22 protein-coding genes are annotated in these 26,651 nt (G+C 56.6%); 1 reads left to right on the top strand and 21 read right to left on the bottom strand.

The features are described 5' to 3' along the window. Positions 1-233 precede the first annotated feature (233 nt). The 15 genes from PG062_RS05270 to PG062_RS05200 form a co-directional block, all read right to left on the bottom strand. Positions 234-1,463: a BaiN/RdsA family NAD(P)/FAD-dependent oxidoreductase gene (locus PG062_RS05270; protein WP_113998807.1), complete on the bottom strand. Its 1,230-nt coding sequence runs from the start codon at positions 1,461-1,463 to the stop codon at positions 234-236. Further along, positions 1,460-3,169: a hypothetical protein gene (locus PG062_RS05265; protein WP_270751484.1), complete on the bottom strand. Its 1,710-nt coding sequence runs from the start codon at positions 3,167-3,169 to the stop codon at positions 1,460-1,462. The genes PG062_RS05270 and PG062_RS05265 overlap by 4 nt, the downstream gene beginning before the upstream one ends. Positions 3,170-3,596: 427 nt before the next feature. After that, positions 3,597-4,811 (bottom strand): glycosyltransferase family 87 protein, encoded by a 1,215-nt coding sequence (locus PG062_RS05260; protein ID WP_270751483.1) that lies wholly within the window; start codon positions 4,809-4,811, stop codon positions 3,597-3,599. A 39-nt stretch (positions 4,812-4,850) separates the two neighbouring features. Further along, entirely contained in the window at positions 4,851-5,768 is a 918-nt protein-coding gene (locus PG062_RS05255; RefSeq protein WP_270751482.1) for a glycosyltransferase, read from the bottom strand. Beyond that, a complete protein-coding gene (locus PG062_RS05250; RefSeq protein ID WP_270751481.1) occupies positions 5,765-6,883 on the bottom strand; it encodes an FAD-dependent oxidoreductase in 1,119 nt (372 codons plus the stop codon). Before PG062_RS05250 ends, PG062_RS05255 begins: the two co-directional genes overlap by 4 nt. A 48-nt stretch (positions 6,884-6,931) precedes the next feature. Continuing rightward, positions 6,932-7,738 (bottom strand): glycosyltransferase family 2 protein, encoded by an 807-nt coding sequence (locus tag PG062_RS05245; protein WP_242979456.1) that lies wholly within the window; start codon positions 7,736-7,738, stop codon positions 6,932-6,934. Continuing rightward, positions 7,735-8,523 carry a sugar phosphate isomerase/epimerase family protein gene (locus PG062_RS05240; RefSeq protein ID WP_270751480.1) on the bottom strand — a complete coding sequence of 263 codons (789 nt, stop codon included), beginning with the start codon at positions 8,521-8,523 and terminating at the stop codon, positions 7,735-7,737. Before PG062_RS05240 ends, PG062_RS05245 begins: the two co-directional genes overlap by 4 nt. A 2-nt stretch (positions 8,524-8,525) precedes the next feature. After that, positions 8,526-9,452 carry a sugar nucleotide-binding protein gene (locus PG062_RS05235; protein WP_270751479.1) on the bottom strand — a complete coding sequence of 309 codons (927 nt, stop codon included), beginning with the start codon at positions 9,450-9,452 and terminating at the stop codon, positions 8,526-8,528. Between the two features lie 176 nt (positions 9,453-9,628). Continuing rightward, positions 9,629-10,252 (bottom strand): P-loop nucleotide/nucleoside kinase family protein, encoded by a 624-nt coding sequence (locus PG062_RS05230; RefSeq protein WP_270751478.1) that lies wholly within the window; start codon positions 10,250-10,252, stop codon positions 9,629-9,631. Between the two features lie 279 nt (positions 10,253-10,531). Beyond that, positions 10,532-11,185, bottom strand: a complete 654-nt coding sequence (gene hisH / locus PG062_RS05225) for an imidazole glycerol phosphate synthase subunit HisH (RefSeq protein WP_270751477.1) — start codon at positions 11,183-11,185, stop codon at positions 10,532-10,534. Then, positions 11,182-11,952, bottom strand: a complete 771-nt coding sequence (gene hisF / locus PG062_RS05220) for an imidazole glycerol phosphate synthase subunit HisF (RefSeq protein ID WP_113998798.1) — start codon at positions 11,950-11,952, stop codon at positions 11,182-11,184. The genes hisH and hisF overlap by 4 nt, the downstream gene beginning before the upstream one ends. Before the next feature lie 207 nt (positions 11,953-12,159). Then, positions 12,160-13,533 carry an N-acetyl sugar amidotransferase gene (locus PG062_RS05215; protein WP_270751476.1) on the bottom strand — a complete coding sequence of 458 codons (1,374 nt, stop codon included), beginning with the start codon at positions 13,531-13,533 and terminating at the stop codon, positions 12,160-12,162. A 166-nt stretch (positions 13,534-13,699) separates the two neighbouring features. After that, positions 13,700-14,884, bottom strand: coding sequence for an amidohydrolase (locus tag PG062_RS05210; RefSeq protein WP_270751475.1), 1,185 nt, complete (start codon positions 14,882-14,884; stop codon positions 13,700-13,702). Positions 14,885-14,919: 35 nt separating this feature from the next. After that, positions 14,920-15,222 carry a Dabb family protein gene (locus PG062_RS05205; protein ID WP_270751474.1) on the bottom strand — a complete coding sequence of 101 codons (303 nt, stop codon included), beginning with the start codon at positions 15,220-15,222 and terminating at the stop codon, positions 14,920-14,922. After that, positions 15,222-16,343 carry an N-acetyl sugar amidotransferase gene (locus tag PG062_RS05200; protein WP_270751473.1) on the bottom strand — a complete coding sequence of 374 codons (1,122 nt, stop codon included), beginning with the start codon at positions 16,341-16,343 and terminating at the stop codon, positions 15,222-15,224. The genes PG062_RS05205 and PG062_RS05200 overlap by 1 nt, the downstream gene beginning before the upstream one ends. Positions 16,344-16,654: 311 nt before the next feature. Between PG062_RS05200 and PG062_RS05195 the strand changes: the two genes are divergently transcribed. Continuing rightward, entirely contained in the window at positions 16,655-18,355 is a 1,701-nt protein-coding gene (locus PG062_RS05195; protein ID WP_270751472.1) for a GH25 family lysozyme, read from the top strand. 96 nt (positions 18,356-18,451) lie between these two features. Here the strand turns inward: PG062_RS05195 and PG062_RS05190 are convergent, their stop codons facing one another. From PG062_RS05190 to PG062_RS05165, 6 genes are all read right to left on the bottom strand, one after another. Next, positions 18,452-19,072 carry a Crp/Fnr family transcriptional regulator gene (locus PG062_RS05190; protein WP_270751471.1) on the bottom strand — a complete coding sequence of 207 codons (621 nt, stop codon included), beginning with the start codon at positions 19,070-19,072 and terminating at the stop codon, positions 18,452-18,454. A gap of 292 nt (positions 19,073-19,364) precedes the next feature. Continuing rightward, positions 19,365-20,894: a 2,3-bisphosphoglycerate-independent phosphoglycerate mutase gene (gene gpmI / locus PG062_RS05185; protein WP_113998791.1), complete on the bottom strand. Its 1,530-nt coding sequence runs from the start codon at positions 20,892-20,894 to the stop codon at positions 19,365-19,367. A 251-nt stretch (positions 20,895-21,145) separates the two neighbouring features. After that, on the bottom strand, positions 21,146-21,916 hold the full coding sequence (gene tpiA, locus PG062_RS05180; protein WP_113998790.1) for a triose-phosphate isomerase: 771 nt from the start codon (positions 21,914-21,916) through the stop codon (positions 21,146-21,148). Positions 21,917-22,039: 123 nt separating this feature from the next. Further along, a complete protein-coding gene (locus PG062_RS05175) occupies positions 22,040-23,248 on the bottom strand; it encodes a phosphoglycerate kinase (protein WP_270751470.1) in 1,209 nt (402 codons plus the stop codon). Positions 23,249-23,493: 245 nt separating this feature from the next. Continuing rightward, positions 23,494-24,846: a sodium-dependent transporter gene (locus PG062_RS05170; RefSeq protein ID WP_270751469.1), complete on the bottom strand. Its 1,353-nt coding sequence runs from the start codon at positions 24,844-24,846 to the stop codon at positions 23,494-23,496. Between the two features lie 294 nt (positions 24,847-25,140). Next, entirely contained in the window at positions 25,141-26,388 is a 1,248-nt protein-coding gene (locus PG062_RS05165; protein WP_270751655.1) for a hypothetical protein, read from the bottom strand. Positions 26,389-26,651 lie beyond the last annotated feature (263 nt).

Here is a 26,651-nt window from a genome sequence, read left to right as displayed (position 1 = left end):
TGCCAAGCCAAAAGCGCAGATAATACTGGATGCTGCAAAGGTGAGCGCCGCCAGTGGCGGAAACAGCGAACCGAAGCAGGGGCAGCGGTCGCAGAGTGCGAGGGGCTTTTGCCCCCGAAGCACGATGCGGGTACCGCAACCCGACATTATCGAGCATTTTGGCAACGCAGATGCCGTGCCGCAGCCGCCGGAGCGGTGCTTAAGCCGTCAGGCGGGAATTGTGCGGTGTTGCCCTAGGTATCGTTTCCTATCGCGCGCACCGCAGCTTGTGCGGTGGCCCATGCAATTTGCAGGTTGTAGCCGCCGGTGCGGGCATCCACATCCAGCACTTCGCCCGCAAAATACAGGCCGGGGCACAGCTTGCTCTGCATGGTTTTGGGGTCAACCTCTTTGGTATCCACGCCGCCAGCCGTAATCACCGCGTGCTGCAAATCGCCCAGTTCGCTGATGGGCACCTGCCAGTGCTTGCACAGGTGTACCAGTGCCATCTTCTGTTCGCGGGTGATCTGGGCGGCACGGGTGGCGGGGTCAACGCCCCACTTTTTAACGGCAACCGGCCGCATCGAGTTGGGCAGCAGCTTTTCCAGTGCACCCTGGGCACTGTGGCCGCCAAGGGCCGCAAAGTCGCGGGTCAGGCGGTCATACAGTGTTTTTTCATCCAGGGCAGGCTTCAAGTCAAACTCTGCAATATAGCGGTGCAGCTGCACATCATCAATATAGGTCGAAGCCGAAAGCACCAGCGGGCCGGAGATGCCAAAGTGAGTGAAAAGTGCTTCGCCCTGCTCAGTAAACAGCGGTTTGCCGTCTTTCAGCAGGGTCAAGGTCACGTTGCGCAGGCTTAGGCCCATCATCTGGCGGCAGGCCGGATCCGGGCTGACCAGGCTGCACAGGCTGGGCTGGGGCGGCACAATGGTGTGGCCCGCCTGCCGTGCCAGCTTATAGCCGGAGCCATCGCTGCCGGTGGCGGGGTAACTGGTGCCGCCGGTAGTAACCAGAACATGGGCTGCGCGGTGGGTTTTGCCATCCGATGTGCGCACACCAACACAGCGACCATCCTCAATCAACAGCTCTTTGGCGCTGCCATGCACAAATTTGGCGTCGGCGGCATAGCTGCGCAGGGCGGCCAGCACATCGGCGGCACGGTCGCTCTGTGGGAACACCCGGCGGCCGCGTTCCGTTTTGAGCGGCACGCCAAGGGATTCAAACAGTTCCATAGCGCTTGCCGGAGAGAATGCGTACAGCGCGGAGTACAAAAAGCGCGGGTTATGGCGCACATAGTTCAAAAACTCGCGCACATCACAATCATTGGTCACATTGCAGCGGCCCTTGCCGGTAATCAGCAGCTTTTGGCCGGGGCCTTTGGGGTTGTGTTCCACCACGGCGGTGGTCAGCCCCCGTGCGCAGGCGGCACCGGCGGCCATCAGGCCCGCCGCACCGCCGCCAATAATCAACAGATCCGTCATTCGGTGATGACTCCTTTATTGCGGTAGCAGATCAGGCACCCGTATGTGTACAGCAGCAGCAGCGGGTGCACGGTGGAAAGATACATGGTGGATGTGCCAATGCCAAAGCTGGAAACCTCAACAAAGGCGATCATGCCGCAGCGCAGGGCTGCCATAGCCAACAGGCCAAACAGAAGCAGCCAAGGCAGTGCTGCCCCTGCCGTGCGGCGGCGCAGAACCATGGGCCATGCGCACAGATGCCGCACCACAGCCCACACAAAGGCCAGCGGCAGCAGCACCGCGTACACGCAGCGCAATACGCCAAGCGCGCGGTAGGCCAGCTTTTGCAGCGGCGCATAGTAGGGCGTATCCTTGCCCGCTTCAGCGGCATTATTAAAGTTACAGTGCAGGTAGGCAGACCATTGGGCAACGTCCTCGGTGGTCCCGATAGAGCGCAGGGTCTGGTAATAGGCCGGGCAATCCTGGAAGGTCAGGGCCCAGAGGGCGCTCTTGGCAGCTTCCCGGATTGCGGGCAGTACATACTGCGCACGGATGGGCTGGCTGGTGGCGCTGCGCCTGCCGCTGCGGGCGGGCAGGGTGCCGTTATCACAGGCAGCATTGATGGCATCGGCTACGCTCTGCCAATAGGCATCGGCGGTGGCAGCGTCGGCGTAAATGCCCTCATACTGGGCGGCACGGCGGATTGCCCAATAAAAGCTGCCCGCACGGTAATCATCCAGTTCCGGGTCGCGGAAATCATTTTGCAGCTGGGGGTCCTCCTCCAGCCAGTATTGCAGGCATTGCAGCTGCGGGATTTCGGCATACAGCTTTTCGCGCGCATCGGCGGGCACGCTGAGCAGCGGCTCGTCCGAATCCGTCGCCACGCGGGTCATGGCACCCATCGCATCGGCAAAAGAGCCCTCGCTGAAATCCGAAAGCCCCCACACGCCGTACCAGTGCTGGTTCAGCGCGCAGAAAATGCCCACCCCTGCCGCCAGAACCGCATATGGAATCACCTGCGCCGCGGCGCACAGCCAGCGGCGGCGGTGCAGCAGCACCACCAGCATGCAAAGGGTAGCCGCAATGGCAAAAGGCAGCAAAAACAGCCCGGCATCTTCACGGTTCAGGTAACCGCAGGCAAGGCCAACGCCCGCTGCCAGCAGCCACGGCCAAATGGGTGCCTGCTGGCGGGTATAAAACACAACCCGCAGCGCCGCCCCCGCCATACCGGCAAAAAACAGCAGGCAGAGCGCCGGGAAGATATTATCCCGGTAGACGCGCAGCGTGTAAGACGCCCAGCTGGACGGCAGAAATGCCAGCAGCGCGTACAGCAGCAGGGTCAAGGCCCTGGCCTGGCCCGCCGGGCTTTTGCGCCACAGCGGGCGCAGAGCAAACGCTGCCAGCAGCGCTGCAACACACCACAGCAGTGCCCCGCCCAACAGGTAGGGCAGGTGCAGTTTGTTGAGCAGTGCCAGCCAGACGGCAAAAAACATGCTTTTGGAAAGCGTTAAATAGTCGTATTCCCCCAGCCACTGGCCGCTGGTGATAGCGTTGGCCGCGCGGAACATCAGTTCATCGTCCAGCGGGGCGCCGCCAGCCCACATATAGGCCAGCTGAAAATGGGTGACTGCGCAGCGCAGCAGGGTGATAAGCACCGTCCACAGCCAGAATGCGCGGCGGTTCAGCGCTGGCCGCAGCCCGCGCAGGCGGGATAACAGGTTCGGCATGCCGGGTCACGGCCTCCTTTATGGCATCACAAGGGTGCGGGCCGGTCTGCCCGCGGGTGTTTTGCCGTGTGTTTCGTTTTCTAAGGCAACACCGCACAATTCCCGCCTTGCGGCTTAAGCACCGCTCCGGCAGCTGCGGCACGGCATCTGCGTTGCCAAAATGCTCGATAATGTCGGGTTGCGGTACCCGCATCGTGCTTCGGGGGCAAAAGCCTCTCGCACTCTGCGACCGCTGCCCCTGCTTCGGTTCGCTGTTTCCTCCACTGGCGGCGCTCACCTTTGCAGCATCCAGTATTATCTGCGCTTTTGGCTTAGCATCTGCCGTACCTCGCTCGCCGTATCGGCACTTAGAATTATGCGGTATTGCCCTAAGCAAGGCGTTTATTCCAGCCAGGGCAGCAGGCGTACAATATGTGCCCCTATGGAATTATCCATTCTGGCTTGCCTGCTGCAATGCCGCCGCATGGCGCTTGGCAGACTGGAATACATAGTACAGTGTTGCCATAATGGCCACCGTTTCCAGCAGTTTAGCCCAGGGCGAAACCACATCTTTCGGCAGGCCGCACAGCAGGGTGCAGACTTTGGGTACCGCAAAGGCAATGACATCCACCAGCAAAATCAGGATACTTCCCCATGCGGGCAGGCTGATATGCGGCAGGCAGAAAATAGCGATGGCAGGCAGCGTCAGAATGATATAATCATGGCTCTGCTTATAAAACCACATAACGGAAACCACCGCGGTAACGGCGTACCAGAGCAGCCAGTCATTATCCAGCTTTTTGCGGAACATCCAGGCCGCAGCAGCCAGCAGAATCACACCGCCCACAGCGACATCCAGCAGGAGAACCACCTTGGTGGAGATGCCAAAGCCCAACAAAAAGTTGAACAGCCCATAATAAGAGGTATTATAGCTCAACCCCTGGTCCATGATATCTGTCAGCATGGAGATGGGGCTGCTTTCGGTTAAAATGGCCGCCAGCAGCCAGGACCCCAGCACAGTGCCGGAGGTAATGGTTATTGCTTTCCAGTGCTTTTTGCAGAGCAGCGGGAACAAAAACACAAACGCCACCTGCGGTTTGCACATGGCAACAGCCAGCAGCAGGCCCGCCAAAGTCTCACTGTCCTCCAGCACGCACATGGAAAGGATAACACAGCAGCACACAATGCCGCTCTGGTTGCCAAACAGCACCGCATTGGCCCACATGCTGGGGGCAAACACCAGCAGCGATGCCAGCACGGCCATGTATTTATCCTGCACATAGCGGTGGCGCAGCAAAAAGCGGCCCATGCACAGCGCCGTGACAAGCGGAGCGATAAAATCCAACGCCAGAATATACACGCACATCGCGCTGTACGGCAAAAAGCCGGGGTTGATTACATTGCCCAGCACATAGGCCCAGGGCACTGTGCCCCCCAGGGAAGCATCCAGCCAGCCGATAGATTCGATGGACGGCACGCGGCTGTGCATCACATCAAAGGGGTTCAGCCCGTGCAGCACATAGGCACACTCCTGCCAGCGCAGGCGGGCATCCCACAGGTACAGGCCGTCAAAGATCAGATAGCGCCCCAGGTTGGCCGCCATGATTCCCAGAAAGAGCACCACCGCAAACAGCCGCAGGCGGCGCTGGTCATATTGCTGCATCAATGCGGTGGCTCCCTCCCTTCCCCGCCTGTGCAGGGTTTACTTTTGGATTTTCTCGATGCTCTCGATCAGGTAGTTCTGCTTTTTGAACACCAGGTCCACCAGCAGCGAAAGATATTTGATGATGATGGTCAGCACAGCAAACAGCCCGGCAAAGCCAAGGGTCAGCACAAACATCATGGTGGTCCACCCTTCAATGGGGTGCCCGGCGCAGAAAATGATCAGCGTGTAGGCCAGCTCCGCCAGCGCCAGGAACATCATCACGATGGCAATGCCTGCACTGAGCTTATACCCGGCATCGGTATACAGCGCCAGACTGTCCATGGCAAGGGCAAAGCGCCCGCCGGAATTATCAGTCAGGCGGCCATCAAATTCCAGATCGGTCATTTTTAAGCCGGATGCCGCATAGGCCGCTTTGCGGTAGGGCAGCGTTTCACTGGAAGCATGCACACGGTTGATGGCGCGGCGGCTGACCAGGCGGAACGCATCGGTGCGCAGCTTGTAAGCCGAATGGCTGTTGCCGTTGAACACGCGGTAGAACATTTTGCTGCTGCCAGCCGTGGACCGCGGGCAGACGGATACAATATCGCTGCCCGCCATGGCGGCACGGTAAGCTTCAAACACCAGCTCAATGGGGTACGGTGTCTGGGTGGAGTCAAACTCATACACATAATCGCCGATCGCGGCATCCAGGCCCGCGTTCATGGCGGTCTCGCGCCCCTGGTGCAGGCTCAGGTGCAGGATGGTCAGCGGCTTTTCCAGCGCTTTGGCCCAGTCCCGCAGGGTGGGAATGGTATCATCGGCGCAGGCGTCATCCACGGCAACCAGCTCATACTGTTCAAAGTGCTGGTCCAGCACGGCGTTCAGCGCCTTAATAAACCGCACGGCCTGGGCACCATCGTTGTGCAGGTAGACCACAGCCGAGATAAAATTCTTTTCTTTATTTGTCACACTCATACGTTCAATACCTCGTCCAGGTCATACACGGTGTTGATCTTGCCGGAAAGTACGCTGACCAGCATCGGTTCGGTGTTCATCACGCGCACCACAGTGGGGCGAGAATCATCTATTTCGCTGGCTTTCAAAATCGGCTTCATGCTGAACAGGCTGCCCTGATAAGCAAAGCCGTACTCTTCTTTCAGGTATTTGCGGGCCAGCTGGCTCATGTAGGGCCAGGCGCTCTGCGGCTTAGCCGAGCATTCGTTGCAGTTATACAGGCTGCCCGGCCTGCATTTGCCCTCGCTCTGCTGCTGGCAGGGGAAGGTTGCTACCGCATCATAGCTGGTTTCGTGGGGAGTAAAGGTCACACTGGTCAGGCTGTGCAGGCCGGTCTGGCCAAAGGGCATCAGGCTGAAAAACGGGCCGTCCATCACGGTAATGCCGGTATTTTTCAGCCGCTCATCCACCGTGCACAGGATGATCTCGCACTTTTCGTATTTGATTTTGAACGGCGGCAGGCCCAGCATGGCGTGGATATCGTTTACGCCCGCATAGGTTGCGTTCAGGATGAACGGTGCTTCCACCGTGGTATCCCCTGCCGTTACCCGCCACACACTGCCGGCTTTTTCAATTTTGTCCGGCTTATGGCTGTACAGAACCTGCACATTGGGCAGCTTTGCCAGCTGTTCAAGGAACCAGTTTTTCAGCACCTGGGCATCATAAGTATACTCGGTGGTCAAAAATGCGCCATCGCACATACCGTTATTAAAGTAGCGCTCCGGGGCAACATCATCACAGCGGATCTTGGCCGCGGCGCAGAAGCGGCGGAATTCGGCCGCATTGGTCCAGCTGAAATGTGCGCTGGTGGCATAGATCTGGTCAAAGCTTGTGTGCAGGCAGAAATCATAATCCCGGCAGAAGCGCTGGAAGTAATGTGCGCTCTTGATGGCCGTGGAGTAGCTGCGCGGGTAATGGTAGCCCATGTGTACGCGGGCCTGATTGATATAGGTCGCGCGCATGAACGGGGCGGGGTCCCGCTCCAGCACCAGTACCCGCTGGCCTGCCGCGCCGCACTTTTGGGCTGCGTACAGGCCATACAGGCCAGCACCAATAATGATTTTATCCACTGTCATGCACAGGACCTCCGATAATCTATTACTATGCCGGGCACCCCTGCCCGATTACGGGTTATACTTGCCCGTTGCGGCGGCAAACAGCACCTGCAGCAGATTGCTGTTGCCCTTAAAGCCGCTGATCTTGGTCGGCGTTTTGCCGGATGCCGGGTATGCGCGGGTCACGGGGACCTCGCAGGCGCGCAGACCCAGCTGAGTGGCACGAATGCTGAGGTAGGCCAGCAGCTCGTACCCCATAAACACATCCCGCAGCGGCTGCACATCGGGGTGGGTCAGGTATTCGCGGCTGTAGGCGCGGTAAGCGTTGGTGGTATCGGTAAACCACTGGTGGGCTGCCGCGCTGATGATTGGCGCATGGATCAGCCGTACCGCCGCATAGCGCGTTTTGGGCGTATTGATGGCATGACCGCCGGGGATAAACCGGCTGCCCTGCACAAGGTCATAGCCTTCTTTCAGCTTGGCAACAAATTCCGGAACATCCTCGATGGAATCCTTATTGTTGCCGTCAATGGTCAGCACACCCTTATAGCCAAAGGTCAGGGCAAAATGCAGGCCCATGCGCAGCTGGGCACCCTGTTTGCCGGGGCCGGTTTTGACCAGCAGGGTGTTCACCCCGTACAGCTCCAGCGTATCGGGGTTCATGCTGCCATCGGTGGAGCCGCCGTCGCAGATGACAATATCCACCAAACGGTCCACCCCGGCTTTCTGGGCGCGGCCCAACTCGGTCAAAATGCGGGAGCCCTCATTGATGACGGGGATCAGCAGGCAGTAATCGCTGCTTTTGGGCAAAAAAGCGGTGCAGGTATAATCCGGCACGCCGGGAACATTCTGGATCGGCACTGGCTGCAGGCTCATGCAAACACCTCCGCAATATAGGCAAGGGTCTTGCGGACGGTTTCCACATCCGTCCGCTTCATCTCAATGGAAACATCGCCGCTGTAGCCAACGGCTTTCAGCAGCATGGCAAGTTCTTTGTGTTCCTGGCGCGGAATAATGGGTTCCAGCCCCGGCTCGCTGATATGAACATGGCTGACGTATTTGATATCATCCACAAAATCCCGCAGGCGCTCGCCGTTGGAGATCATGGTGGAAAGGTCCAGATTAACCGCAAGGCCGGGGCTTTGCAGCCGTTTGACCATGGCAAAAGCATCGGCTGTATTGTTCAGGTAGTTGGTGTATACCGGGGGGTTGGCCTCAATGGCAAGCACCACATCATAGTGGGACGCCAGCACACCGGCCTTGGCAAAAAAGGCATCGCCCTCCGCCGCGGTGTGCGGCGGGTCCAGGCGGCGGTTTTTGGGGCAGCCGAACACCAGACTGGGGCAGTTGATGGTGTGGGCAAACTGGAACGCCTCGGCGGTATAATCCAGCAATTCTTCGGCTTGCACGGGGTCAAAAATATTGCCGGTCTGGCCGTACCAGATGCTTTGCATGCTGGGTACATGGAACCCCCAGCGGTTGAGCAGGTAGCCGCCGAACAGAGCGGCTCCGGTCAGGTTTTCATACGGATATTCCGGGAAAATACGGGTGGGGGCAATTTCCAGCCCAGTAAAGCCGTTCTGCTGCATGGCAGCGTAAACAGCTTCGTCATCCGCTTTATCCCACGCAATATTGGAAATTGCAAGTTTCAGTTCGGACATCCTCAGTTCCTCCATGCGCGCATAAAGGCGCAGATCTCATCCAGCTCCTGCTGTTTTGTACACAGGTATCCGTCCGCCCCGCCCAGCAGCGCAGCATGCCGGCTGCGCAGGTCATAATCAAACGGGGGCTTGGGCAGCTCGTTCTGCCAGTCGGCTTTGCCGGTCACTGTGGTGTAAACCTCCGCCGCCGTAACGGGCGGGGTGGTCAGGTTGAGGGTGGTCAGGCCGTTTTGCAGCGCGGTCTGCACATCCTGCCACAGGCGGGCCAGGTGATAGAACTGGTAACGGCTGCGGGAATCCGTGAAGGCAAGGGCGTTAAAATCATTGCCCGCAAAAAATTCCCGCAGGGCCGCGGCATCCACCGCACCGTTGAGCTTATAAAAGCCGTTATCTGCCAGGGTATAGCCATCCCGTACCAGGGGGGATTTTTGTGCAAGTTCGGTATATTTTTCCGGCTTGAGCATAGCCGGGGTGATGGTGTGCAGGTCAAACAAAAAGTTCTTTTTCAGCCCAATGCCGTATAGGGCAGGCAGCCGCACAATCAGCGCATTGGGGTAATCCTCCCGCACCCATCGTTCCAGCTGCAGGCGGTTGCGGCCATAGGCGGGCAGGCCGTCCGGTGTCATGGGGCTCTGCTCGTCCTTTTCCCTGCTGTCGGCATAGACAGCGATGGAGGAGATCAGCACCAGCTGTTTGGGGGCGATCTGGCGCAGGTTTTCCCGCGCGGCGGCCATCACGGCAAGGTCGGCATCCGGGTCTGCATTCGCCAAAAACATGGCGGCGGGCACCCCGGCATACACGCACAGATCCGGCTTGGCACCGAACTGCGCGGCAATATCGGTGGAATGGCATACCGCGGCAAACGCATGTTTTGCCGCCAGGTTGCCCCCCACAAAACCGGTGGAACCGACCAGAAGATCCTTTGCCATATGCCCTGCCCCTTTTGCTGTTGATTTTTGCCGCAAAGCAGCGCCCTGCTTTGCAGATTGATACAGAATAGATTATACCATACCCCGGCGGTAAAAGCAATTAAAGCAATTTCAGACAGCAAATAAAAAATCCCATCATGCCAAAGCGGCACAATGGGAATAAAAAACAGACAGTATCAATACCGGGTGCGCGGGATCTCCACACGGTTGGCCACAGCGGCTTCCAACTGGGCAACAATGGTTTTCATGCTCTCTTCAAACTCTTCATCGGAAGAATTGTGGAAGATCAGCAGCGAATCGGGCTGGTTTTCCAGCTTTAAGCTGAGCGGCGGGTTAAAGTTGACACCCAGGATATATTCGTCCCAGTGGTTCAGCTTCCACATGTCACGGTCGCTGGCGCGGTCGATCATGCGCTGGTGGCACACTTCGGGGTTAGTATCTACCCAAATCACAACCAGCTCCGCCTGCTTCTTTTTCAGCTCGGCACGCAGGGTGGTAATATAGTCAAGGTCACGGATCTCCTGCGTAAAGGGGGCGTTAATCAGCACAATATCATCGTACTCCAGCGCTTCCATAGCAAGGTCCAGAACCACACGATATTCCAGGTCACGGATATATTTTTCAAAAAAGATGCTGCTGCGGTCATACGGCTGGTGCGCCACCGCAAAGATTTGCTTGGACAAAGGGATCAAGGTATCCTTATCCAGATAGACAACGTGGTTCAGCGCTTTTGCCAGCTGCTTGGAAATAAAGGTTTTTCCGCAGGCCGGCGGGCTTGTGACCAATATCAGCTTTTTCATGCACAGACACCTCTCCAGAAAGATTGTCATTTAATTAACCAAGCTACAGGTGTTATTATACACCAAACTTTTGTCCTTGGGAATAGATAAATGACCATTTTTCGGACTTTTATGGACTTTTGGTGCCATTTTTGCAGGCAAATTTGCACCAAATTGTACAACTCCGCCCAAAATTCACCCATCAGTTTAGCAAAACCAACAACAAAAATGGGAACGTTCGCGCAGAACGTTCCCTGGCATTGGATTATCTTACGTTTGAAAATCCGTTTTATTTCCCTGTTATTCTGCCTGGGCGCACAGGTCCAAGTAGGCTTTGATGATGCCAAGCCCCACTGGGCCGGATTTTTCCGGGTGGAACTGGGTGCCGATCACGCAGCCCTTTTGGGCAGCGGCGCACACCTTGCGGCCGCCATACACGGTATCGGCCAGGCGGTATTCCTCCGCTGCGGGCTTTGCTTCATAAGAGTGGATAAAATAGCATTCCTGTCCCGGCTGCACATTTTGCAAGGCGGTACCGGAAAAATCCGTGCGGCCGCCCGCCGGGTACAGTGGGTTCCAGCTGATGTGCGGCACCCGCTGGGGGCTGCCGTCCGCGTCCACATCCGGGATGCGCACCACGCGGCCGGGAATCAGGCCAAGGCCCTTGTGCAGGCCGAATTCTTCGGATTCGTCAAACAGCATCTGCATCCCAAGGCAGATACCCAGCAACAGGGTACCCTGGGCCGTCTTTTGCTTGATGGGCTCGATCAGCCCCAGCTGTTCCAGCCCCTGCATGCCGTCCTGGAAAGCGCCCACGCCGGGCAGCACCAGGGCATCGGCTGCCAGAACATCTGCCGGGCTGCTGGTCACCTGTACTTCTGCCCCAAAATGGGCGAACGCATGCTGCACGCTGAGCAGGTTGGATAGACCGTAATCGATCACTGTTACTTTCATACCCGGCGCACCTCCACCCCGCCTGCGCGGATTTCATCTTTCAGTTCCTGCACGGTTTCTTTTTTATAGTGCAGCACTGCGGCGCAGGCCACAGCATCGGCACCGGCTTTGGCACCGTCCACAATGTCATCCCCGCAGCCAACACCGCCGCCGCAGATGACCGGCACATTGACCGCCTTGGTCACAGCCTCGATCAGTTCCAGGTCCATGCCGCGCTGCAGGCCCTCGTTGTCCACGCTCATCAGCAGGATCTCCCCTGCCCCAAGCGCCACGCCGCGTTTGGCCCATTCCACTACATCATAACCAGAATGGGCACGGCCGTTGTCATAATAAGCTTCCCACTTGCCGGGCCAGGTGCGGTTGCGCTTGGCCTGGATGGAAAGCACCATGCACTGGCTGCCAAAGGCGTTGGCAACCTCGGTGATCAGCTCCGGGCGTTTGATGGCCGCCGTGTTGATGGCAACCTTATCCGCCCCCATGGAAAGAATGTGGCGCACATCCTCGACGCTGCGCAGACCGCCGCCCACGCAGACCGGGATATACACATCATCCACGGTTTTGCGCACAATATCCGAAAGGTTGTTACGGTTATACAGGCTGGCCACAATATCAATGTACAGCAGCTCGTCAATGCCCTGCTCATAATATTCCCGTGCAAACAGGTTGGGATCCCCCAGCTTGCGCAGGCCCTCCAACTGGATGCCTTTGACGAGGTTGGTATCCTTGACATCCAGCCGTGCAATCAGGCGGATTTTTTTCTTAGCCATAAAAAATTCCTCAGTTCCAGAGCTCTATGGCAACACCGCACAATTCCCGCCTTACGGCTTAAGCACCGCTCCGGCAGCTGCGGCACGGCATCTGCGTTGCCAAAATGCTCGATAATACACAAAGTATTATCTGCGCTTTTGGCTTGGCATCTGCCGCACCTCGCTCGCCGTATCGGCACTTAGAATTATGCGGTATTGCCCTTGGCCTTATATTTCGTGGTGGGTGCCCTTCGGGTCGCCCCAAAGCACTTCGCTGTCGCCCTCGTAGGGGGTGTGGCGCAGTTTCCACATGTTGTCCTCCCATTTCCAAAGGTGGGGACTGCGGAAACGGTCGGCCAGGTGCATAAAGTATTCGCGGTCCATTTTGGGCTGTTCAAACAGCTGGCTGGCCCACGGGAAGTGCTGGCGGTCCAGGGACAGATACTGGAAGATCTCTTTTTCAAAGCGGTCGGGATACTCGCCGTCAAACTTTTTGCACAGCGCCTTGCCCTCTTCCAGGGTGATTTCCTCGTTGCGGATCTCCTGTGCAGCGTCATAGGTGGTGCGCCCGATGCCGTACTTGATGTAGGTGGTGTAATAGAAAAAGTCGTCGATCTTATCATCGATGGAGTTATACTTGGAATAGGTGCCCTGGGTGCGCTCCGGTGCGGGGCGGAAACCGCCGTGTTCTACACTGTAATAGTAGGCGCCCTGCGGATGCCATTTTTCGTAATAGCCAAGGTAGCGCACCTGAACATGGTTTTTCTCCAGGTTGGAAGTTTCGGACGGCAGGTAGATGGCCAGGTCGGCTTTATCCACCTTATAATCCTCTTCCAGCTGGCGCAGGCTGACACCGCCCAGGTAGATATGGTCGTAATCATTGACGGCAAAAAAGTGCTCGTCACGCAGAGCAGAGTTGTTATCCGCAATGGGGTTGCCGAACTCGGCCTCGTTCTCGCCATAGAACACCAGGGGAATGCCGAACTTGGCGGCCATCTTGGGGGCCAGCTGCTTTTGGCCCAAAATGAACGGCTGGAACGGGTGGAACAGGTTCTCGGTCGCCAAACGGGTCAGCAGACGGTGGGTCATGCCGTTGGGGGTACACAGGTAGTTATCAAACCCGGCGTGGATCCAGGCCTGCATGTTATCCCAGCCCCAAGGGGTGTAGATATGCGGTGCCCAAGTCACCGTCAGGGGGTGCATGCCATATTTGTATTTCAGGATGTGAGCGGCATAAAAGCTGTCCTTGCCGCCGGAGCCGGGCACCAGGCAGTCATAGCTGCCGTCATTTTTGCGGTATTCATCGCACAGCTCACGCAGCTCTTTTTCGCGCAGGGCCCAGTCGATATGGCCGTTAGCCTTATTGTGGCAGGCATGGCAGGCATCGCAGGTGCCATCGTCCTGAATGACCATCGTCTTTTTAATGGACTTGATCGTATGTTCAAATTCATAGCAGGAGTTCGGCTTCTGGTTGCTCATCACGCATTCATTACAGAACTGTACATGTTTGGGCAGGCCGTAATAAGCTTCCAGCTGATCCTCCGGGATATCGGGCGCGTATTTGGCGTAATCGATTTCGACATAACGAGGATTCTTTTCCATATTTCTCACTCTCATTCCATCCGTGGTAATTCCTATTGAACCAAAAAAGGCGCTGTCCGTATAGCAATGCTATCGGACAGCGCCTTTGCTGTTCTGTGGATATTATAGCACAGCACCCTGCTGTTTGCAAGATGCCAGCCTATTTTTTACATCGGTGCAGTGCTTTTTATTTCTGGCTGACCACTGCGCCGTTGATCAGAACAACTTTCACGTTGGTCATAACCTCAAATGGGCAGCCATCGGTCAGCACCAGGTCTGCATCCTTGCCGACCTCGATGGAGCCAACACGGTCAGCAATGCCGATGTGCTTGGCCGGGTTGATGGTGATGGCCTGCAATGCGGCAAACGGATCCATGCCGGCTTTGACCGCCATACCGGCGCACAGCGGCAGGTACTGCTGCGGAATGACCGAGTTATCGGTGATGATGGAAACATGGCAGCCTGCTTTTGCCAAAACGCCCGGCGTTTCCCAGGATTTGTTCTGCAGTTCAAACTTGCTGGCAAAGGTCAGGCTGGGGCCGACGGCCATGGGGATATTGCTTTCCTTGGCCAGTTCGTCCACGATCAGGTGGCCTTCGGTCACATGTTCCAGCGTCAGGCCCACATCGAACTCTTTGGCAATGCGGATGGCGGTAAAGATATCGTTGGCCTGGTGTGCATGGGCTTTCAGGGGAATGGTGTGGTCCAGCACCGGCAGCAGAGCTTCCAGCTTCTGGTTATAAGCGGGCATTTTGGTCACATCGCCGTTGGCGGCAGCCTTGCGGGCGCCGTAATCCCTGGCGGAAGCCAGCGCCCCGCGCAGGAACGCAGCGGTGGACATACGGGTAGAATCGCATTTATCCTTATAGCAGCGCTTGGGGTTTTCGCCAAAGGCGCATTTCATGGCAACGGCTTCCTTGACGATCATGTTGTCCACACGCTCGCCCACCGTCTTGATGGCGGTAAAGGTGCCGCCCAGCACATTAGCGCTGCCCGGCCCGGTGCACACGCAGGTAATGCCTGCTTCCCGTGCATGGGCAAAGGAGGGATCGCGAGGGTTGATGCCGTCAATGGCGCGCAGCTGCGGGGTCCAGATGTCATTCATCTCGTTGTAGTCGCAGCCTTCGTACCCGATGCCATAACCATCCAGGCCGATATGGGTGTGCGCATCCACAAAACCGGGGAAAATATCCAGCCCGGCAGCATCCAGCACGGCGATATCGGCGGGCACGTTCAGTTCATGCCCCATGGCAACAATGCGGCCGTTTTCCAGCAGCAGGTCGATCTGCTGTGGTTCCGGGTGAACGGCGTCATGAACCCGGCCCCCGCGCACCAGCAGCGGCGCGGCGGTATGTTCTGTATTCTGCATCATTGATGGATCCTTTTTCAGCTTAATAGCTTACCCTGTTATACTTCAAAATCCAGGCAGGTGCGCACGGCGGTATAGGGGCGCACTTTGCCATCAGCCACAGCCACATGGGCCGGGTGAACGGCATAGCCTTTCAGGGCGGCTTCATCCACAAAGGTGGTATCCAGCATCAGGTCCGCATTGGCGGAGCTGGGCAGGGCCTTGGTGTAAACATGGATCTCCGTCAAACCGGGGATCTGCCCGGCCAGACCTTCCAGCCCGGCTTTGATATCCGCCTTGACGGTTTCCTGTTCAGCGGCGGGCATCTCTTTCAGCTTCCACAAAATAACATGACGTACCATTATTTGTTTTCCTCCCAGATGGGGTGTTTCAGCACCCATTCGCCGCAGTCGTTCTTTTCAAACAGGTCGCGGTTATAGAACTTGTCCATGATCTTCCAGAACTCGCTCTCGGTGTAGCCGCAGAAATCGCAGAAATCACGCACGCACAGCGGGTCCAGCTTGCCATCGCGGGCCTTGATGATGGGAATGGCTTCCTCGCGGGTCATCATGCCATAGCGGATATAGCGGGCGGTATAGTCGGTTGCAGCGGCATGGCCGAACTTGGGGTACTTGAGCCAGGAGTGCACCAGGTAGGCGCGGGAATCGATCTGGTCAAAGTTTTCGGCATGGTGGGTGCGGTCCCATTCATGGGTCAGGTCATGGAAGCCGTGCTCCTTGGCGATTTGGTAGTTCTTGTAGCTGTTCCAGGGCACAAAGTAGCTCATATAGAACGGGTCCAGCTTCGCGCGTTCTTCGGCAGAGGGAGCCAGCGTCAGGGACAGGTCGTTTTCGGTCACGCCGTCGCCCACCAGCTCTTCCATCGGGAAGCCGACCGCCACGCCATTTTCGATCTGATCCATGGCGGAATACGTCTCCTTATCGGAACAGCCGCCGTATTCAAAGCTGACGTTCTCGCCATAGCACAGCATGGGGGTGTTGAACTTGGCTGCCATGTGCAGCGGGAAGGTATAGATCAGGCGGTCCACATACCAGGTGGGCTTGCCGTATTTTTCAAAGAACTTGCGCATCAGCACTTTCTGGGCGCGGATGTTGGGCTTGCAGCTGATGATGGTGCAGCCGAATTCCTCGCTGATGTTTTTCAGGTTATGGATGCCGGCCTGCGTCATGGGGAAGTTATCCTCCACGCTGAACAGGATGGGGTTCATGTGCATGACTTCTTTCAGCATCCAAACCTGGAAGTGGCTGTCCTTGCCGCCGGAAACAGCAACAGCGCAGTCATAACCGCCGGGGCCGTTCATGCCGCGGTACTTGTTGCAGTAAGCTTCAAACTCCTTAAAGCGGGCGTCCCAGTCCACATTTTTGCGGTTTTCGTAATGGCGGCAGGCGCTGCAAACGCCCTCAGAGTCAAAGGTGATACCGGGGCGGGTGTCCGGCATGGTACATTTTTTGCAATAACGCATAACAGGTTCTCCTTTGCTGTTTCTTACCCAATCTGCCGGGTGTCCGGCAGAATATTTCTACTTATTGTTATCATACCCGATTTTGCCTGCATTGGCAAGTAGCGCGCAGCGCAAGACACGTCAGAATGCACGTTTTTCTTTTGGGCTGCACCGAACCTTCCCTGTCCTGCAGATTCAAGCGTCGATGGGGGCATCGACACGCAGAATTATGCGGTATTGCTTTCAAATTTTACATATGTAACCATTCCCAAGGCTATGCGGTTGTGGTATGATGATAGTTAATGATGTTCACTTTGAAGGAGGAATAAATTTTGAAAGGGACCCTAAAACTGCGCACAGCCAGCCTGGCTGCGGCAGCTGTTATGGCAGCAGGGCTGTTTGCGGCGCTGCCTGCGGCAGCCGAAACCAGCACACCGGAAACCGCACAGGAAGATTCCGGCGTACCGTATGATGTGGCAAACGGGCTGGAAAACAGCTTCCGCTACAAAGATGGCGTGCCGATCTATGATGATTCCGTGCCCGCCATCGAGTGGGAGGATATTGTCCAACAGGACGCTGCCACCTACAGTTCCAACGGCATTGCCACCTGCAGCGTTACTTATAACGGCTTTGATGTCAGCTACCATCAGGGCACCGTTGACTGGGACGCCGTTAAAAATTCCGGCATTGATTTTGTCATGATTCGCTGCGGCATTGGCAGCGAATACGACGGCGTGGGCGAAAACAAACAGGATGACGCCCAGTGGTACCGCAACGTAAGCGAGTGTGAACGGCTTGGCATCCCCTATGGCGTGTACCTTTACTCTTACGCTGAAAATACCGATATGGCCGCCAGTGAGGCCCGCCATACCCTGAGCCTTTTGAGCGGGCACAACCCCACCCTGCCGGTATTTCTGGACATTGAACACACCCGTGACGGCAACCCCATCGCCAGCAACTCTACTTACGGCGATATTGCCCAGACCTGGTGCAACATGGTTTCCAACGCCGGCTACCGCGTGGGCATTTACTCTTACTATTATTTCTTCCAGAATTACCTGACGGACTCTCGGTTCAGTAATTCCGGATGGTACAAGTGGATGGCCGACTACCGTTCCGGCGTAAGCCATGACGGCAGCAGCTGCAACATGTGGCAGTACAGCAACAAAGGTACGGTTCCCGGTGTGAATGCCAATGTTGACCTGAACTACTGGTTTGGCGAGTATCCCGGCAATAACAACAACTACACCGGCTGGCGCAGCGAGAACGGCCGCGATTACTGGTATGAGAACGGCGTAAAGCAGGGCACCACAGGCCGCGGCAAGGAAATTTACGATTCCGGCAGCAACGCCTGGTACTGGCTGGATGCCAACCAGGGCGGTGCCAAGGCCGTGAATAAAGACGTTTATCAGGAATACAACGGCGGCAAATGGGTGCGCTATGATGCCAACGGCCACATGGTAAAAGGTGAGGACTGCCAGAACGGCAAGTGGTACTATTTTGAGCCGGTCACCGGTGCCATGATCAAAGGCCCCTGGACCCTGCCGGATGGCCGCAAGGTGTACTATGACCCCAAGACCGGTATTATGCAGTATGGTTCCGTTGCGGTAAACAACCAGCTGTACTACTTCGACCCCGTTTACGGCAAAATGACCAGCGGCACGCCGGGCAACTTCTGGTACACGATTGATGGCAAGAGCTACTGGTACGAAAACTGGGTGCGCCAGGGCTGGCAGCCCAGCAACGCCAACTACCGCGGCAAAGAGATCTATGACCCCGCCAGCGGTGCCTGGTACTGGCTGGACAGCGTGCAGCAGGGTGCCAAAGCCGTAAGCAAGGAAGTATACCAGGATTCCAACGGCGGCAAGTGGGTGCGGTATGACGCCAACGGCGCTATGATCAAAGGCTGGTACGCCCAGGATGGCAAGCGCTGGTATTACGACCTGAACACCGGTGCCATGTACAAGGGCTGGAGCACCATTGATGGTCAAACCTACCACTTTGATGAAACCACCGGCGTACTGATCCAGTGATATACACAGGCAAAACCACATAAAGAAAAATCAGCGCCCGTACCGGATCCTTACAGTCCGGTGCGGGCGCTGCTGCATATCAGGATTATTATTTCTTTATTCTTCGTCTGTCCGCTTTTCGCGGCCCACTTTTGTGGCAACGCCGTGGCGCAGGCGGCTGAGAGTGACCGGGGTAATGCCCAAAAACGATGCAATATAGCGGTTATTGACCATATCTATCATGCCGGGATACTCCTTGCAGAACCATTCGAACCGCTCGGTCGCGTCCCCCTGGCTCAGGCTCACGGCGCGGGACTGATAGATCATGCCCCACTTGACGATCTGCTCCTGATAGACGCGGATCACCTCCGGCTCATCTTTCATGTTCTGCAACACATAATCAATGGGCAGCAAAATCAGGGTTGATGGAACCATTGCCTGGTCCGTGCTGATATGGCAGCCGGTCAGATCCATGTTGGAAAGCACCACATCGCCGCGGTTCATGGTAAAGCCCACGGTTTTCTCTTTGCCCTCACTATCCAAGGTAACGCAGCGCATCATGCCTTCGATCAAAAACGGCAGCATGGTCTGGCGTTCCCCTTTTTTATTCAGGATCTCCCCTTTTTGCAGCGTTACCGCCTGGGATACCGCCTCCAGCTTATCCAACAGTTCTTCGGAATGGACCCCAAGATCTTCCCGGTAGAACTGCCGGATATCAACATTCAGTGCTTTCTCCATGTGTGTTTCTCCCCTTCAGGCATATCTCTTTTTGTCTCTTCGCATCCGGGGCACACAGCCAGCCCGCAACTTGCTGGCAGTGTTACCCCCCCCCATAAATAATATGTGCTCCTGTTTTCTTCGTTTTTGTTCATAGCCGACATATTTGGTATTATAACACATATGACTTCCGCATTTCATTATCATATGTTAACATTGAAATTTTTTCTTCATTATTTCCATTTTGCACAAAAAAGAGGCCCAAAAACTGTCTTTTCGACAGTTCCGGGCCTCTTTTACTTTATTTGAGTGCTTAGTCAACGATCAAGCTCTTACCGGTCATCTCCGAGGGTACCGGCAGGCCGATATAAGGCAGCATGGTGGGGGCAATATCTGCCAGGCAGCCGCCCTCGCGCAGCTTCACATCGCCGCAGCCGATGGCCACAAACGGCACCGGGTTGGTGGTGTGGGCGGTAAACGGGGTGCCGTCCGGGTTCTTCATCTTTTCGGCGTTGCCGTGGTCAGCGGTCAGGAACACGCAGCCACCGGCGTTCAGCACAGCGGTCACAACCTCGTTCACAGCGGCATCAACAGCTTCCACAGCCTTGACAGCGGAATCAAACACGCCGGTATGGCCGACCATATCGCAGTTGGCAAAGTTCAGGATGATCACATCGTACTTGCCGCTCTCAATGCGGGCCTTGCACTCGTCAGCAACCTCCGGGGCGCTCATCTGGGGTTTCAGGTCATAGGTGGGCACATCCTTCGGGCTGGGGATCACCTTGCGGTCCTCGCCCTCATAGGGGGCTTCCACACCGCCGTTGAAGAAGAAGGTCACATGGGCGTACTTCTCGGTCTCGGCAATGCGCAGCTGGGTCTTACCGTTCTTGGAAAGATACTCGCCCAGAACGTTGCTCAGCTCAACCGGCGGGTAGGCAACTTCGCAGTTGGGCATGGTAGCATCATACTCGGCCATGCAGACATAGTGAACCTGCTTGCGGCCGCCGCGGCGCTCAAAGCCGGTAAAGGCATCATCGCAGAAAATGCGGGTCATCTGGCGGGCACGGTCGGGGCGGAAGTTCATGAAGATGATGGTATCGCCATCCTCCACGCGGCCACCCTCACAGGTAACGGCGGGGATCACGAATTCATCAGTCTTGCCGTCCGCATAAGAAGCCTCAATGGCCTCCTGTGCATTGGCGGCATGGTTGCCCTCGCCGTAAACAAAAGCGGCATAAGCCTTTTCTTCACGGTCCCAGTTGTTGTCACGGTCCATAGCATAGTAACGGCCGCTGACACTGGCGATGGTGCCAATACCCAGCTCGTCCAGCTTGGCCTGCAGGTCAGCCAGGAATCCCTTACCGGAATGGGGGTCGGTATCACGGCCGTCCATGATGCAGTGCAGATAAACCTTGGTTGCGCCCATATGCTTGGCCATTTCCAGCACGCCGAACCAGTGATCGGCATGGCTGTGAACGCCGCCGGTACCAACCAGGCCCATCAGGTGGATGGCCTTGCCGGCATCAATGGCAGCTTTCATGTTCTTGACCAGCACGGGGTTCTTGAACATTTCGCCGTCCTTGATGGACTTGGTGATCAGGGTGAGCTGCTGGTACACGATGCGGCCAGCACCCATGTTGGTATGGCCAACTTCAGAGTTGCCCATCTGGCCATCTGGCAGGCCGACAGCCATGCCAGATGCGTTGATGGTGGTCATAGGGTAATTTTTCATCAGTGCATCCAGATGCGGCTTGTTGGCAGCAACAACGGCGTTGCCATAGGTTTCGTCCGGGGTCCAGCCGAAGCCGTCCATGATGCAGAGCATTACAGGTTTCTTTGCCATTGATTGGTTCTCCCTTAGTTTTAGTTAGAAGTTAGAAGTTAGGATGGAGGAGTTAGGAGTTTGTGGTGGACAAAGGCTCGTTACGCATCCCACCGTAGGGGCGCACAGAATAATAGATACCATTTTGGTGCCACACTTGGCTTCCCTTGAGGGAAGCTGTCTGCGCAGCAGACTGAAAGGTGGTTTCATCGGCTCAAGCCTTTCCGGTTCAGCCAATTCCTAATTTCTCATTCCTAATTGCTCATTCATTCTCAGCCTTTGGTAGCAGCTTCCACGATAACAGCAAACTGGTCTGCTTTCAGGGATGCGCCGCCGATCAGGCCGCCGTCAACATCGGGCTTGGAAAGCAGTTCCTCTGCGTTTTTGGGGTTCATGCTGCCGCCGTACTGAACGGTCAGTGCCTTGGCGGCGTCAGCGCCGTACAGCTCACCAACCACCTTGCGGATGGCTGCGCAGACTTCCTCAGCCTGGTCAGCGGTAGCGGTCTTGCCGGTGCCGATGGCCCAGATGGGCTCGTAAGCGATAACAACGTTCTTCAGCTCGTCAGCGGTCACGCCGTTCAGAGCGATCTTGACCTGCATGCGGATCAGCTCTTCGGTCACGCCCTGTTCGCGCTGGGTCAGGCTTTCGCCCACGCAGATGATGGGCTTCAGGCCGCCGGCCAGTGCAGCCTTGGCGCGCTTGTTGACGGTTTCATCGGTTTCAGCAAAATACTGGCGGCGCTCGCTGTGGCCAACCACAACGTACTCAACGCCCAGGTCGGTCAGCATATCAGCGCTGATCTCGCCGGTAAAAGCGCCGGATTTTTCAAAGTGAACGTTCTCAGCGCCAACATGGATGTTGGTGCCCTTGGTTTTGGCAACGGCGGTCACCAGGTCGGTGAACGGCACGCAGATCACAACTTCGCAGCCTGCATCCTTAACAGCGGGGATCAGGGCGTCAATCAGTTCAGCAGCCTCGGTAGCAGTCTTGTTCATTTTCCAGTTACCGGCAATAATTGCCTTACGGTTCTGTTTATCCATGATAGAAACTCCTTCTTATTAACTACTTATTTGCTTGCGTGGATCTTCTTTGTTGTCCACCATGCGGGCTACATAACAAAAAGAGCGCAGCGGCTAAGCCGCCGCGCTCCTGCGGTTTTTTAATTATGCGTTCTGGATAACGGCAATGCCGGGCAGCTCTTTGCCTTCCAGGTATTCCAGGGAAGCACCGCCGCCGGTGGAGATGTGGGTCATCTTGTCGCCCAGGCCCATCTGCTGCACAGCAGCTGCAGAATCGCCGCCGCCGATCACAGTGGTAGCGCCGCTTTCAGCCATAGCCTTGGCAACAGCCAGGGTGCCGGCTGCCAGGGTCGGGTTTTCGAACACGCCCATGGGGCCGTTCCAGACAACGGTCTTAGAAGCTTTGACGGCATCAGCAAACAGCTTCATGCTCTCGGGGCCGATATCGCAGCCTTCCATGTCAGCCGGGATTGCGGTAACGGGAACGATCTTAACTTCGACAGGTGCGTCGATGGGATCGGGGAAGTCAGCAACGCAGGCAGCGTCAACGGGCAGCAGCAGCTTAACGCCCTTTTCCTGTGCCTTAGTCATCATTTCCTTGCAGTAGTCGATCTTGGAATCGTCAACCAGGCTCTTGCCGATCTCATAGCCCTGTGCCTTCAGGAAGGTGTAGGCCATGCCGCCGCCGATGATCAGGGTATCGACCTTTTCCAGCAGGTTGGAGATAACGTTCAGCTTATCAGCAACCTTAGCGCCGCCCAGAATAGCGGTGAAGGGGCGCTCCGGGTTGTTGACGGCGTTGCCCAGGTACTTGATTTCCTTTTCCATCAGGTAGCCAACAGCGGTATCCTTAACATAGTTGGTCACACCTGCGGTGGAGCAGTGTGCACGGTGGCAGGAGCCGAAAGCATCGTCAACGTAAGCGTCAGCCAGGCTGGCCAGCTCTTCGCTGAAGGTGTCGATATTCTTGGTTTCTTCCTTGCGGAAACGGGTGTTCTGGAGCAGAACAACATCGCCGTTGCCCATGGTGGCAACAGCAGCCTTGGCCTGGTTGCCAACAACGTTGTCGTCATCAGCAAAGGTAACCGGCTGGCCCAGCTTTTCGCTCAGGCGAACAGCAACGGGAGCCAGGCTGAACTTGGCTTCGGGGCCGTTCTTCGGCTTGCCCAGATGGCTGCACAGGATAACCTTTGCGCCGTCAGCGATCAGCTTTTTGATGGTCGGCAGAGCCGCATTGATGCGGTTGTCGTTGGTGATCACACCGTCCTTCATCGGGACATTGAAATCGCAGCGGACAAGCACGCGCTTGCCAGCGTAGTTTTCGTCATCAATCGTCTTTTTGCCCAAACCCATGGTAAAAAACTCCTCTCGGTAATTTATATTAGCCTTGTGCTTTGGTACTGTTTGGCACAGGGGGCAGACAGCCCCTTTTGCCCTGCCTATATTATACGCAGAATCTGCGGTTTGCGCAAGGGGTATTTGACACATTATTAACAAAATCCCTCAAAAAAATACCACCCGCCACGCCATGCCTTTTGGGCAGTTTGCAGCAGGCAGGTATTTTTTTGCGGTTTGCCGGGTTCCGGTACGGCTTTATTTTACAGGCCCTGCACCAGAATAAACACGATCAGCAGCGGTAGCACCACGCTGAAATACGGCTTGAACCACCGCGGCAGGCGCAGGCCCTTGCCGGTGTTGGCTTCGGTTAAGTAGTTATCAAAGCCCCAGCCCCACCTGGTTACGCAGAACAGCAGGTAGATCAAGCTGCCAATGGGCAGCAGCAGGTTGCTGACCAAAAAGTCCTCAGCATCCAGCACGGTGCTGCCGGGACCCATGGGCTGCACACCGCTCCACAGGTTAAAGCCCAGAATGCAGGGCACGCTGGCCAGCAGGATGAACACCGTTCCAACGGCACAGGCGCGTTTCAGGCTCCAGCCAAAGCTTTCCTGCAGGCAGGCCAGAATGTTCTGGAACACAGCAATGATGGTAGAAAAGCTGGCAAAGGTCATAAATACAAAGAACAGTGTACCCCACAGGCGGCCGCCCGCCATATTGGCAAATACATTGGGCAGGGTGATAAAGATCAGCTTGGGGCCTGCATCCGGGCTGACCCCGTAAGAGAAGCAGGCCGGGAAGATGATCAGGCCGGAACAGATGGCCACGCAGGTATCCAGCGCGCAGATGTGCAGGGACTCGCCCGCCAGGGTATAATCCCGGCTCATGTAGCTGCCAAAGATTTCCATAGCGCCAACGCCAAGGCTGAGGGTAAAGAACGCCTGGTTCATGGCAGCCACAATGACATTGCCAATGCCCATTTCGGCGGCACGGTTCCAGTCCGGCAGCAGGTAGAACGCCAGGCCCTCGCCCGCGCCGGGCAGCACAAAGCTGTGCACAGCCAGAACCAGGATCAGCACAAACAGCGCGCCCATCATCCATTTGCCAATGCGTTCAATGCCGTTCTGCAAACCGCGGCTGCAGACAAAAAAGCCCAGCAGCACGGTAATGGCCATCCAGACGATCTGCTCGAACGGGTCGGCCAGCAGGTCGGCATACACGCCGCTGACGGCATCGGCGGCCAGGCCGGTGAATGTACCCTTGACAAACCGGAAGAAATAGGCCAGCATCCAGCCGCTGACGGTGGTGTAATACATCATCAGCACGCAGCAGCCAATCAGGCAGGCCCAGCCGTGCAGGTGCCACTTGCTGCCTTTGGGTTCCAGCGCACGGTAGGCTGTGCCCGCGCTGCCGTGGCCCGCACGGCCAACAGCCAGCTCCATGGTAAGCACCGGTGCCCCCATCAAAACCAGGAACAGCAGGTAGAACAGCACAAATACGCCGCCGCCATACTGGCCTGTTACGGTTGGGAAGCGCCACACATTGCCAATGCCGATGGCACAGCCTGCGCTGACCATCAAAAAGCCAATGCGTGAAGCAAATGATTCACGTTTCAATCTCAACATCCTCCCTCATTGTAAGCAGCGGCAGGTAGTTGCCGCATGTCAAAAAGCATTGTTGGGGCGCGGTCAGCGGGCGTACATCATGCTCCCATCACCCCCGTGCAACATCACTTTTCAACGCCCGGTAACCACTGCCGGCTGCTTACACAACAATGTTACTATTATACGTTCCCCGGCACGGCAGTTCAAGAGGGCAGGCCCTCCCATCCACTCCGGCATTTTTTACAAAAAACAGCCTGTTTTCATGTACAGGATGGCGGTTTGCCATCCTCTGCCCCTTCGGGTGGTTCAGATTTTGCCTCGGGCAATCGTGGTATTATCCTGGGTGCGGTCGCGCAGGGCTTCAACCGGATGGGGCTTTTCTTCAAAGCGGTAGTCCTTGCCGCTGGTGCCAATGTGCTCTTCAATCACCTGGTGGCTGGCCACGCGGGCAGCGTCCGGGCAGACGGCAGCCTGGTAAGCATAGTAGGGTGCATCTTTGGTCAGGGTCTCCACCGGAATGGCGGGGTCATCCTGCACAGCGGTGTTCAAAATGGTGGTTTTGAGCACCTTGCGCAGATATTCTTTCTGGGGGCCAAAGCGCAGCAGTTCCGGGAAAGTCCCATCCGGGATGATCTGGCAGGCTTCCTTGCCCTCGTACTGTTTCAGCAGGGCTTCGGCGGCATGCAGGTGGCTGCACTCCTGCTCAAAATGCTGCTCCCAGATCTTTTTAATATGCAGGTCGGTTTCATCCTCCACGCAGGACCAATAAAGGTAGCACTCGGTATATTCATGCAGCAGCAGGTTTTCCAGCCAAGTCATGCCGGGGTCCAGCAGAGCGCCATACTGGGTCACATGCTGTTCTTCGATCATGCCGATCTCCTGGTACAGCCTGCGGCCAAGGTCACTGTCATAAAAGGTGCCGATGTTCATATAATAGTTCATCGTCTGCTGTTCGGCGGCGGTGATAATGGCGGCGTTCAGCTTGGTGATGGGGGCCGCCGTGGCCGCGCTGATGGGCTTGCGCACGCTGTCCCGCGGGTGGCGGTGCTCCGCAATGGTGGGGCGGCCGGGCATGATCTCGGTATAGCAGCCCACCAGCCGCTCGGCGTGGATGCCGCGTTCCAGTTCCAGCAGATCCGCATAGCGGTACAGGTGGTCAAAATCCTCCAGCAGAGCCAGGTTCATCACCTGCACCACATAGGCGTCCGGCTCCCGCTGGGCCAGAATAGCCGTCAGGTCCACGGCCAGCTGCTCGTACCCGATGGTGGTTTCCAGAATACTTTCGTCGATCGGCTTTAAGCAGGCAATGCGCTTTTGCTGTTGCTGCTCGGTGCGGCGCAGCACGGCAAGTTCCCGGCGCAGGTCGTTGTTGGTGCAGTGGCGGTGGAACTGGTGGGAGAACCAGTTGGCCTCGTACTCGGTGCCGTTCATTAAAATAATACGCAGCCGGGTGTAGGGGTCCACCTCGTTTTTGTCATAGGGGCGGGGGTAAAGTTTCTGCCAGTCCATATAGTAGCGGTCGGCGGGTTTGGTTTTTACCTCAAAGGGGTTCATTTTTGCAGGCATATACAGTGCTCCTTTCGTCATCGGGGTTCTTTGTTCAGTATGCCCGCAAATGGGCGGTAATACACAAAAAGCCCCCGGCAGAGCGTAAAATACTCTGCCGGGGGCCGTGGTTTTAGGGTTAAGCCAACATCAAGCTAAGCTGTTACGCTTAGGGCAATACCGCATAATTCTAAGTGCCGATACGGCGAGTGAGGTGCGGCAGATGCTAAGCCAAAAGCGCAGATAATACTGGATGCTGCAAAGGTGAGCGC

Origin of the sequence: Gemmiger qucibialis (assembly GCF_027689445.1) — a bacterium.
GTDB lineage: Bacteria > Bacillota > Clostridia > Oscillospirales > Ruminococcaceae > Gemmiger > Gemmiger qucibialis.
The sequence above is the reverse complement of the archived record's forward strand: the minus strand, read 5'-3'. Positions and strand labels throughout refer to the sequence as shown.